The following is a 10609-nucleotide window of genomic DNA, read 5'->3' on the forward strand; positions in this document are numbered from 1 at the left end:
GCAGTTTAAAATTTTATAAATTTTCAAATTCTATCATATTCTATCATGGCGCGGAATTTAAAATTTTAAAATTTCACTGCTCGGTCATGGCGGCAGTAGGGCAGAATTTTGCACTAGCGCGCTAGCTGAAATTTTAAAATTCTAGAATTCGTCGCACTTCTGTCGCATGAAAAAATTCCGCTAGAAGTAAAATTTAAAACATTAAAACCCCATAGCGGTGCAAATTCCAAATCATTAAAATTTTACGACGTCTTAAAATTTCAAGCATCAAAAAATTCTGTCGCGATGCAAAATTTTAAAATTTAGCGCAATCGTGAGCCATAAAATTCTATAAAATTCTACGGGATTTCAAAGCCTAGCCAAAATTTAAAGATAAATTTCATAAATCCCTAAAGCCTCGGCAAGCTGCAAAATCCGGGCGAAATTTCAAAATTATTATTCTGAAATTTGGGCCCCACCTATCTAAAGTCTAGCCGATTTGCCCGAGCGAAAATACGCCGCGATCGCAAGAGCCACCATCGAAGCGACCATCACGTACGCCCAGCCCGGCACCGGAATACGCTCGCCGCTAGCATAGGAGTGCATGCCGCTTAGGTAGAAATTTACACCAAAATAGGTCATTATGACGCTAAAATACGCAAACATTGAGGCTACGGCAAAGGCGAATTGATTATTGAGCTTAGGCATAAACCTAAAATGCACTACTACCGCGTAGATGAAAATCGTAATGAGCGCCCAGGTCTCCTTCGGATCCCAGCCCCAGTAGCGCCCCCAGCTTTCGTTCGCCCACACGCCGCCTAGGAAGTTGCCGACCGTCAGCAAGCAAAGCCCTAGGATCATCGACATTTCGTTGATGTGCGTCGCCTCCGTGATGTTGCGCGCGATCTCGGGGTTTTTCTTATCGAATAAAAACATCACGAGGGTAAAAATTCCAAGCAGCATGCAAAGGCCTAAAAATCCGTAGCTCGCGGTGATTACCGAGACGTGGATCGTAAGCCAGTGCGATTTTAGAACCGGCTGGAGATTGGTGATTTGTGGATCGATGTCGCTAAGATGCGCCACCATCAGCGTTATGCCCGCCATTATTGACGTTAGCGCCAGCGATATGGCAGATTTGCGCGAGAAAAATATTCCGCTTAGCGACAGCGCCCACGCGATGTAGATGAGCGATTCGTAGGAGTTGCTCCACGGCGCGTGCCCAGAGACGTAGCCGCGTAGCGCAAGGCCTGCGGTATGCGCGATGAAGGCGACGATATTTACGACGTAAACGAGCTTAAACGCACCGCCTAAGCGAAGAGTAGGCTTCATCATTCGCAAAAAGATAAAGATTAGAAGCAAAAATCCCGAGATAGTGTAGATCGGAAAGAGGCGAGAAAAAATTTTAGTCTTATTAAATAAAATTTCATATTTTATCGCGCTTTCGCTAGGCATTAGGTTTGCGCCGTTTTGTGCCTGGTATTTTTTGACGTAGCTTAGCATCTTTTCTGCGCCGCTCCAATCCCCGCTTTCTTGGGCATAGACCACGGACGAAACGAATATTCCCATCATCTTTTTAACTTCAGCAGATTCGTTTTGATCCAGCGCATCGCCTAGATATAGCGGCGAAAGCCACTCGTTATTTTTAGCGTTCTTAACCGGAATAATTCTAAAATAATCCCCCATAAACGCCGAGTAAAAGACGTTCACGCGCTCGTTTACCTTGATGATCTCTTTATCTAGCACACCGCGATTGCCCAAAGGCTTGCGGTTGATCTCCTCGACCATTTTATCGAGCTTGTAATAACTCTCGCCGCCTTTAAATTCAAAAAAATCCATCATGCTGGCGTGGCTTTGCTTCTCATCCATACCTAGAATTTTTTTAAGCTCCGGCTCGCTAACCTTGATGATCGGCGCACGCCTCCAGTAGCTTTGATTTAGCATAAACGAAAGCGCAGCGGCGTTATGGTTTAAAATTTCGCTATTTGGCGCTTTGTAGTCGTCGGCGCGGTAAATTTTATTTAAAAGCTCCCTAGAAACGGTATCGAAAGGCTCCATTCGCCCATCAAATCCCTGAATTACGAGGCTTGCTAGATCCTCACTAAATTTAGGATCAAATTTCGGCACGGCTAGTTCGCCTCCCATAGTAGAAAAATTATGCGGTGGGACGGAGTCTTGCTCCGCTGTAGATTCTTGCGAAGCGGAGCTCTGCTTGGAATTTTCAACGGCGGAATTCTGCGCGGAATTTTGCGAAGCGGGATCTTGCACGCTAGCCGAGCTTTGCGGCGCTGAATTTTGCGAAATAGAATTTTGAGTCGTGGAGTTTTGTTCGGCATTTGCTGCGCTAGGATACAATGCAGCCAAGCTCAAAGCCAACGCGCCTACTAATGCCAATGCTGCGCCTTTAGTGCCGCGTCGCGATTTTTTGGCGCGTTTTGATGCAGAGCTTTCTGCGGAGCTTGCGGGCACCGAGCTAGACGCGGAATTTTTAGAATTTACATCTTTTTCTCGAGCAAGATGCGTATTTTCGCTGATTAAGTGCGAGAGCTTGAAAAAGCGCGAGCCTCGGTTGAAAAAGTTAAAAAACATCCCCACGCAAAGCAAAAAATAGCCGATGTAAGTTGGAGCTTTGCCGGGGTCTTTATTGACCGAAAGCACGGTACCACGCTCATCCGTGTCGTATGAGCTTTGGAAAAATCGGTATCCGCCGTAATCGAGCACGTGATTCATAAAAATATCATAATCAAAGCTCGTATTGCCGTCTTTTAGCGTGATTTCACTTTTATATCCGGAGGGCGAATTGGTGCCTGGATAGCGATCCATCACAAAGTCGCGAAGCGCGATTTTAAAAGGCAAATGAAGCATCTTTGGCGCCAAGGCTACGATGAAATTCTTATCACCCACCTTGTAGCTAGCGCCATGCGAATCCTTAGGCACGTAGATTTCGCGACTCTGCCCCGCAAAGCTTAGCGTAGCTACTACGCCGGGTTCACCCGGTAAATTCGCATCGACCGGGACGAATTTCTCGACCGCGGAGCTAAGTAGGCTAACGGGGGCGAAATTTATTCCGTCGAAGCTGTAAAGCGAGAGATTGCCTAGCGGATTATCCTCGTTTTTCTTAAGCGGCGCAGTGCTCATATCAGCCATTTTAGTGGCGTTTATATCAAGACTTGAGTTTAGATAGAATTTGCCGTCTTTAGATTTTATGTAGATGAAATTCTTACTTTTAGGCTCTGTGTTAAAAGTAATACTAAGCTCGCCTATCTCCATGCTCTCGCCTGATTGCAAGGAGACATTTTGGCTGCCGACATTGTTTGAAAATAATAGCTCCACGCGCGCAGGAGCCTGCCTGGTCGGATCTTGCACCCATTTTAGCTCGCCATGTTCTACAAGCTCTTTAAATTTTAAATTTGCGATCCTGCCCTCTACGTCTAGATTGAGATCGAAGTTCATCCGTCCTGCGCCGTTTAAAAATTTGCTCTCATCGGCGGAGATAAACTCGCCATCGCTGCCTAAAGTAAGGAGCTGAACGACCTCGTCTTTGGTCGTTACGATCGAGCTTTCGCCGCCCTCTCTTATATGGATATTGCCCTCAAAGCCGAAATATCTCGTCAAAATTGCTCCAACAAGCATAAACAAAAAGCTCGCGTGAAAGATTAGCGCAGGCAGCGTGCGAAGCTTAATCATGCGGTAGCGATAGATATTGTAGGTTAAATTTATTCCCAAAAGCACCATCAGCGCGCCAAACCACGCAGTAGAATAAACCATCGCCCAAGCTACTTCCGTGCCGTAAGCGGTCTCTACGAAAGTGGCGATCGCACAGGCTAGCGCCAAAATCAGTAGCATCACTGACGCGCACTCCATACTAAAAAATGTCTTCATTGATTTCCTTTAGATTTACGAGGGTTTTCAAAATCGCGAGATTTTAGCAAAAATTGCTTAATTTTTCATTTTACGGCTTGCAAGCGCACGCCTGCTAGCGTAGCGCGAATATGCGTTAAGATGCTCTGATAAAGCGGTAAAATTCTCATCTTAGGCATTCGCGCAGAAATTTAACGGCTCGGATAAAATTTTATAAAATGCTGTGAAATTTAGCGAATTCTATTAAATTTCGTGCGTCATCTCATCGCGTAATTTCTAATTTAGAATTCCGCTGCGATAAAATTCTATCTTTGCGAAATTACTTCTTATTATTTTTTGCCTTGGGTATATGCGAGCTCGCACACGTCGCCCACGGCTTGATGGCACGGGATTGCCGAGATCGAGTTATTGGGCGAGCCGTCAATCACTTTGTCTGAATAAACCAAATAGATTAGCGAGCCCTGCAGCGCATCGTAAAGCCTGACTACATGGGTCTTTTTGAAGATCAACGAGCTGCGTTTTTCAAAAATATCCTCTTTTTTCAGCTCCTCTTTAATGATGATTTTAGGCGCTGTCTGCACGCACGACACAGAGGCTTCGGAGCGGTCCTCCTCCACGCCGATGATCTCTTTGGCACCGCCTTTTTTGGCGTAAGAGACGTAGCAGGTCACGCCGTCGATCTTAGGATCTTTAACCGCGATAACTTCGATGCGATCGTCTTTGCCAAAAATTCTAAACGAAGTATTTACGCTACCTACGAGCTCGTAATCGCCCGCGCAAGCAAAAGCCGCTAAAATCGCTACTAGAATAAATTTTTTCATAATCATCCTTTGGAATTTTAGCGGCGATTTTATCATTTATAATATAAATATTAAGCAAGTTTTTATAAAATACCGCGATTTAAATTTAAAGGAATTTTATGATCGAAGATATCTTTAGAGAATACGATATTCGCGGCATCGTGGGCGAGGAGCTAAACGAGCGCAGCGTAAAAGCGATCGGCTTCGCGCTTGGCAAACATATCGCAAATCTCGGGCTTGAGCGCGTTAGCGTGGGATACGACGCCCGTCTTAGCGCGGATGAGCTTTTCGGCTATTTCGTAAGCGGGCTAAATTTTGCCGGGTTGCGGGTTTATAATATCGGCTTGCTACCGACGCCGGTGGGCTATTTTAGCGTATTTACGCATAAATTTGACGCAAACGTAATGATCACCGGCTCGCACAACCCCAAAAATTACAACGGCTTTAAGATAACGATCGGCACGGATAGCTTCTTTGGCGCGGATTTAAGGCGTCTTGGCGCGCAGGTGCGAGAGCTAATGAGTTCAAATTTTGAAATTCCAACCGATACAAGCACCCAGAGGTACGACATCTTAAGCGAGTATCTAGCATATTTTGAGAAGGAATTTGCGGCTCTTAAGGGCTTTGCCGCGCCCTTTATAATCGACTGCGCAAACGGCGCTGCGGGCGTTACCGTTACTAAAATCATAGAAAGGCTGGAGCTAAACGCTAAAGTTTTATTTCCGCAGCCAGACGGCAACTTTCCAAACCACCACCCAGACCCCAGCGAAGAGAAAAATTTAGCAGATCTCAAAGCTGCGATGAAGCAAGATGGCGTGAGCTTGGGCTTCGGCTTTGACGGAGATGCAGATAGGATCGCCGTGCTTACGCCGCGCCGCAACATCAAAGGTGACGAGCTAGCATGCCTGCTTGCTCTAAACATGCACCGCCCGCGCATCCTAGGCGAAGTTAAATGCTCTCAAGCGATGTATGACACCATCGATAAGATCGGCAAAAGCTTTATGGGCAAGACCGGCCACAGCAATATCAAAAAGGCGATGAAGGAGCTCGGTATCGATCTTGCCGCCGAGGTTAGCGGGCATATTTATTTTAAAGAGCGATATTTCGGCTTTGATGACGGCGTATATGCGATGATGCGCGTGCTTGAGCTCGTAGCTAAAGGATATGATTTAGACGCCGAACTAGACAAGCTACCGCGAGTTTTTAGCACCGACGAGATAAAATTTAATACGAGTGAGGAGGCGAAATTTAAGATCATCGAAGCTCTTAAAACTCAAATCCACGCAGGTATCGCGGAGCTGCCGCCCATCCGCGATATTATCGAGATCGACGGCATCAGAGTGCGATTTGATGACGGCTGGGCGCTCGTACGGGCAAGCAACACCACGCCTGTGATCGTAACTCGCTTCGAGGCTCGCAGCCCTGAGTTTCGCGACGAGATGCAGCGCGTATTTTTAGGTAAACTAGAAAATTTAAAGGATCAGAGATGAACGAATCTGAAAAGCAAGAGGTTGAAAAAAATATAAAAGAGCTTTTGGCTGCGAGAGCGGAATTTTTTAAATTCTTAGATGAGCGCGTGCCAAAAATCGCGGATACCGACGTATTTGATTTCGAGCGCGCAGGCGCGGCTAGCCTGAAGGAAGTTTACGCGAAATTCTACGGCTACGATTACGCCGCGCGCAAGCTGCTGCCATACTTATACCGCACTTACGGACTAAATTTCGATGTCTGAGATCATCTTAGATCGCGCCGCTTATGTGCACAATCTAGCGCAAATCGCCGCCAAAGTAGGTGGAGCGGAGCGAGTATTTTTGGTAGCCAAGGATAATTCATACGGTCATGGCTGCAGGCTTTGCTGCGAGGAAGCGGCAAAGCTAGGCTTCGTACGCGTCGTAACGCGAAGTGCTGCGGAAGCTGCGCAGATCGCGGATCTATTCGGCGAAATTTTAGTGCTCTCGCACATTCCGCGCGGGGACGAGGACGAGCGGTTTTGCTACGCAGTAAATGATCTGAGCTACTTCTCGCGTCTTAAACGAGGGCTTAAAATTTATATCGCTGCAGATACCGCAATGCATAGAAACGGCATCAGTGCGAGCGAGTTAGATGAGGCGCTTAGGCTATGCAAGCAGGGCGGATTTAAGCTTCACGGCTTTTTCACGCACTTTCGCACAAGCGACGAGCTAAGTGGAGATTTTTTCGCACAAAGGCAAAATTTCATAGAATTTAAGCGTCTCGCGAGGCAAAAAGCCGCCGCCGCGGGCTTTGAAAATTTAAAATTTCATTCGAGCAACTCCGCAGCTATCGAGCGAAGTGCGGGCTTTGAGGACGAATACGTGCGCGTGGGTATGGCACAGTTTGGCTATCCGCAATTCGACGAGAGCCTAAATTTACACCCCGTGCTAAAGCTCTATGCCGATCTGATCAGCTCGCGCGTGCTAAAAAAAGGCGAGCGCGTGGGCTACGGCGCGAAATTTGAAGCGCCGCGCGATATGAGGATCGGCACATACGATCTGGGCTACGCAGATGGGCTATTTCGCTACGACGGCGAGGGCAAGCTAGCGCTTGCAAGCGGGCAAAAAATGCTCGGAAAAATGTCGATGGATAGCTTCTGCGCAGAATTCAGCGGCGAGCGCATCTGCGTGCTGGACGATGCGCGAGCCTGGGCAAAGCGCTTCGGCACGATCGAATATGAAATTTTAGTCAAATTAAATTCCAACATCCCAAGGAGATTTCAATGAAAGAGCTGCAAGGAGAAAATAACGAGCGTATAGGTTACGACGATAAAGGCTTATCTGCGCGAGGCGAGAGCTTTGGCGGAGAAGAGTATCCGCGCCAAAAAGGAGGGCTTCATATCTTAATCAAAGCTCTAATCGTCTTAGTGATTGCAGCGATTGCGTTTGCGATATTTGCAGTGCCGGTTTACAATAAACTCGTAAGCAAAGATGAAGAAGTTAAGGCCGCGTGGAGCCAGGTACAAAATCAATATCAGCGCCGCGCCGATTTGATTCCAAATTTCGTAGAAACCGTCAAGGGCTACGCAAGCCATGAAAAAGATACCTTAGAAGGCGTCATAAATGCCCGCGCTAAGGCAACCGCTGTCAATATCAATGCAGAAAGTTTAGCGCAAGATCCAGAGGCGTTTGCGAAATTTAACGGCGCTCAAGGCGAGCTTAGCTCGGCCCTATCGCGCTTGATGCTGGTAGTCGAGCGTTATCCGGATCTTAAGGCAAATCAGAATTTCGCCGACTTGCAAAATCAGCTCGAAGGCACGGAAAATCGCATCGCCGTAGCGCGCAAGGACTACATCGCTTCGGTGCAGGACTACAACAAGCTAATTAGGACCTTTCCTACAAACATCATCGCGCGCATAGTAGGACTAGGCGGCGCCAAACCTAGCTTTAGCGCTGATAGCTCAAGCCAAAAAGCCCCTAGCGTTTCGTTTAAATAACGCTAAGGGAGACAAATGCTAAGCGAGCAGTGCAAGCAAAAAATCCACGAGCTAATCACGAAAGCCGAAGCCGCAAGTGGTGCGCAGATCGTCTGCGTGGTCGCGCGCGAAGCAAGAGAGGACTGCGAAGCTAGCTACAGCGCAGCGGCAGTGACGGCGTTTGCGATCGGCATCGTTCTGTGCTTCGTGCCGCAAATAAGCAAAGCTGAGCTACTGCAGATCGTAGCGCTTAGCTTCATTGCGATTAAAGCTCTGCTAGCTAAATGCCCCACGCTTTTAACTCTAATCATGTTTAAATCTCGCAGACTTCGGCTCTCTGGCGAGTTTGCGATGCAAAAATTTTACGAGCGTTATGGCAGCGTAAAAGAAGCGATAATGTTTTGCGTCTGCGTCCGCGAGCGCTGCGCTCATATCATCTGCGGCAAGCGGGCGGCAGAGTTTATCTCTAAGGGCGAGTTTGAACGTATCACGACAGAATTTAATCCCAGCACGCAAGGTCTTGAGCCTGCTGTTTTAAAGGCGATGGACGCGCTGTGCGAGCTAGCCATGCGAGTGCCTAAAGATAGCGAAAATAACGAGATAGAAGAGACCTTGGTGGAGCTGCGATGAGAGTGGCTTGTAGATTTGCTTTTTCCCTAATGGCGCTATTTGTAATAAGCGTCGCCGCACCTAGCGAGTATCTAGCCCATCCAAACGGCACCGCCGTAATTGATGAGGCTAGCATTTTACGCCCAGCCGCGAGAGAGAGTCTGAATGAAATTTTAACGACTTTCGATAAAAATTCCACAAACCAGATCATGTTCGTAAGCCTAAAATCGCTCGGCGGCTACTCTATCGAGGAAATAGGCGTAGAGCAGGCGCGCGCTCTTGGTATCGGGCAAAAAGGGCGCGACAACGGTGTACTGCTGCTCGTCGCTCCGCACGAGCATAAAGTGCGTATCGAGGTCGGATACGGGCTAGAGGGCGTGCTAACCGATATGCGCGCCAAGCGTATCATCAGCAATAAAATTCTGCCCTATTTTAGGCAGGGAGATTACGAAAGTGGCGTCATTAGCGGGATTTCGGCGATCATCAGCACGATCGAAGGCGGCGATATAAAATTTGATCCGCTTAACGCCAATGCGCAGCAGGATCCGAGCAACAAGGACTTTGCTATCTTTATGGTGCTTTTTGCGGTCTTGCTTTTTGCGATACTAAGCCGCCGCGTGACGCGCCACAGTAGAAGCGATGAGGATATAATCTCAAGTGCAGACATCATAAGCGAAATCGCGCGCTCATCGCGCATGAGAGGCGGCTCATCCGGGGATTTTGGCGGATTTAAAGGAAATGGCGGTTTTAGCGGAGGCGGCTTCAGTGGGGGCGGTGGAAGCTTCGGCGGAGGCGGTGCTAGCGGGAGCTGGTAGCTGTGGAAATTGCATCAAAATTTCAAATCGTAGAATTTTATCTAAATTTTATAATTTCAGAATTTCTAAATTCGGTTGCTAGTATAGAAAAACAACATGAGCGGCTTGTCGTTGCCTCAATCTTTAGCGTGCGCTCGGAGAGGTCAAACTTGGAGGCGAGCGAGGTGCCGTCGCTGCTTAGATGGTGCTTCCATCCGTCGCAGCCTGCGAGCAGCAGCGCGAACACGGCGGCAGCAACTTTTAAATTTAAAAATTTCATCATCTAAAACCAGCCTTCGGGCGCGCTAAATCGGCCTTTAAATTTGCGTTTGAAATTTTAAAATTTACGGCGCGATCTGGGCGGAAATTTATATCGCGATCCGCGCCTAGGCGTATGTTGCGAACTACGTCGAAATCTGGGCCCGTAGCGTTTCGGTTTTTAAAATTTAGACTTTTTAAATTTTTACCCACTCCGCTCGGCTTTGCATCGGTGCTTGATCTTTCTAGGCAAACGGCTTCGGCAGGACGTGCGCAGCAAAGGGCTGCACCTGCACGCGCGAGCTTTGTGCGGATCCAAAAAGAGCGCGGGCGGGCAGTGAAATTTTTAAATTTTAACGTAGCTTCATTTTTCATCATGCGAGCTAAATTTTATGCACCGGAATTCTGTGCGCCTGAATTTCTAATATCGGAATTTTTGCCATTAGAATTTTCGGCACTCTGATCTTCGCCGCCAGAATTTTGCGAGGCGGGATTTTGCTCGCTCGCAGCTTCGGCGCTAGAGCTTTGCGAAGCGCTTTTGTTTGGATCGCGATCTGAAACTTTATCCTGTGAGCCGAGATTATGCTTCATTGTGCTTTGATCTAAAAGTTCTATTCGATCGAGTTTGCCGTGTCTTAGGCGCACCACTTTGTCGGCAAATTTACCGAGCTCTTCGTTGTGCGTGACCAAAAGCAGCGTCTTGCCCTCGCTACGAAGCGTCTGAAAGAGCTGCAAAACTACGCGCTCGTTGGCCTCGTCGAGGTTGCCCGTAGGCTCGTCGGCAATGATTATATCGGGGTCATTGATGAGTGCGCGAGCGATGCAGACGCGCTGCTGCTCGCCGCCGCTAAGCTCGCTAGGGCGGTGCGTAATGCGGTGCCCGA

At 47.9% G+C, this 10609-nt stretch carries 11 protein-coding genes; 7 read left to right on the top strand and 4 right to left on the bottom strand.

Annotation, left to right across the window (positions count from 1 at the left end):
* Positions 1-462: 462 nt before the first annotated feature.
* Together ccsA and Q0614_RS12115 are read right to left on the bottom strand one after the other, a co-directional pair.
* Positions 463-3858, bottom strand: coding sequence for a cytochrome c biogenesis protein CcsA (gene ccsA, locus Q0614_RS12110; RefSeq protein WP_298788985.1), 3396 nt, complete (start codon positions 3856-3858; stop codon positions 463-465).
* 308 nt (positions 3859-4166) lie between these two features.
* On the bottom strand, positions 4167-4658 hold the full coding sequence (locus tag Q0614_RS12115; protein ID WP_298788987.1) for a CreA family protein: 492 nt from the start codon (positions 4656-4658) through the stop codon (positions 4167-4169).
* 98 nt (positions 4659-4756) lie between these two features.
* On the opposite strand from Q0614_RS12115, the gene Q0614_RS12120 reads away from it, so the two are divergent.
* From Q0614_RS12120 to Q0614_RS12150, 7 genes are read left to right on the top strand one after another with little or no spacing between them, the layout of a single operon-like run.
* The gene (locus Q0614_RS12120) at positions 4757-6127 is read left to right on the top strand and encodes a phosphomannomutase/phosphoglucomutase (protein ID WP_298788989.1); all 1371 of its coding nucleotides are present in this window, start codon (positions 4757-4759) and stop codon (positions 6125-6127) included.
* The gene (gene cmeU / locus Q0614_RS12125; RefSeq protein WP_298788990.1) at positions 6124-6369 is read left to right on the top strand and encodes a CmeU family protein; all 246 of its coding nucleotides are present in this window, start codon (positions 6124-6126) and stop codon (positions 6367-6369) included. Before Q0614_RS12120 ends, cmeU begins: the two co-directional genes overlap by 4 nt.
* On the top strand, positions 6362-7375 hold the full coding sequence (locus Q0614_RS12130) for an alanine racemase (RefSeq protein ID WP_298788991.1): 1014 nt from the start codon (positions 6362-6364) through the stop codon (positions 7373-7375). Before cmeU ends, Q0614_RS12130 begins: the two co-directional genes overlap by 8 nt.
* Positions 7372-8085, top strand: coding sequence for a LemA family protein (locus tag Q0614_RS12135; RefSeq protein WP_298788993.1), 714 nt, complete (start codon positions 7372-7374; stop codon positions 8083-8085). The genes Q0614_RS12130 and Q0614_RS12135 overlap by 4 nt, the downstream gene beginning before the upstream one ends.
* 15 nt (positions 8086-8100) lie before the next feature.
* Positions 8101-8694, top strand: coding sequence for a hypothetical protein (locus Q0614_RS12140; protein ID WP_298788995.1), 594 nt, complete (start codon positions 8101-8103; stop codon positions 8692-8694).
* Positions 8691-9488 (top strand): TPM domain-containing protein, encoded by a 798-nt coding sequence (locus tag Q0614_RS12145; RefSeq protein WP_298788996.1) that lies wholly within the window; start codon positions 8691-8693, stop codon positions 9486-9488. The genes Q0614_RS12140 and Q0614_RS12145 overlap by 4 nt, the downstream gene beginning before the upstream one ends.
* A 2-nt stretch (positions 9489-9490) precedes the next feature.
* Positions 9491-9754 (top strand): hypothetical protein, encoded by a 264-nt coding sequence (locus Q0614_RS12150; protein ID WP_298788999.1) that lies wholly within the window; start codon positions 9491-9493, stop codon positions 9752-9754.
* Here Q0614_RS12150 and Q0614_RS12155 read toward each other — a convergent pair.
* Together Q0614_RS12155 and Q0614_RS12160 are read right to left on the bottom strand one after the other, a co-directional pair.
* On the bottom strand, positions 9747-10100 hold the full coding sequence (locus Q0614_RS12155) for a hypothetical protein (RefSeq protein ID WP_298789001.1): 354 nt from the start codon (positions 10098-10100) through the stop codon (positions 9747-9749). The genes Q0614_RS12150 and Q0614_RS12155 overlap by 8 nt on opposite strands.
* 15 nt (positions 10101-10115) lie before the next feature.
* The coding region (locus Q0614_RS12160; RefSeq protein ID WP_298789003.1) for an ATP-binding cassette domain-containing protein at positions 10116-10609 on the bottom strand (494 nt) is incomplete at its 5' end.

This window comes from uncultured Campylobacter sp. (genome assembly GCF_937997595.1).
In the GTDB taxonomy this organism is placed as follows: Bacteria; Campylobacterota; Campylobacteria; order Campylobacterales; family Campylobacteraceae; genus Campylobacter_B.

Bases quoted from the DNA above. Each gene is read 5' to 3' on its own strand.
- ccsA (WP_298788985.1), bottom strand. From the start codon at position 3,858: ATGAAGACATTTTTTAGTATGGAGTGCGCGTCAGTGATGCTACTGATT.
- Q0614_RS12130 (WP_298788991.1), top strand. From the start codon at position 6,362: ATGTCTGAGATCATCTTAGATCGCGCCGCTTATGTGCACAATCTAGCG.
- Q0614_RS12140 (WP_298788995.1), top strand. From the start codon at position 8,101: ATGCTAAGCGAGCAGTGCAAGCAAAAAATCCACGAGCTAATCACGAAA.
- Q0614_RS12155 (WP_298789001.1), bottom strand. From the start codon at position 10,100: ATGAAAAATGAAGCTACGTTAAAATTTAAAAATTTCACTGCCCGCCCG.
- cmeU (WP_298788990.1), top strand. From the start codon at position 6,124: ATGAACGAATCTGAAAAGCAAGAGGTTGAAAAAAATATAAAAGAGCTT.
- Q0614_RS12120 (WP_298788989.1), top strand. From the start codon at position 4,757: ATGATCGAAGATATCTTTAGAGAATACGATATTCGCGGCATCGTGGGC.
- Q0614_RS12135 (WP_298788993.1), top strand. From the start codon at position 7,372: ATGAAAGAGCTGCAAGGAGAAAATAACGAGCGTATAGGTTACGACGAT.
- Q0614_RS12115 (WP_298788987.1), bottom strand. From the start codon at position 4,658: ATGAAAAAATTTATTCTAGTAGCGATTTTAGCGGCTTTTGCTTGCGCG.
- Q0614_RS12145 (WP_298788996.1), top strand. From the start codon at position 8,691: ATGAGAGTGGCTTGTAGATTTGCTTTTTCCCTAATGGCGCTATTTGTA.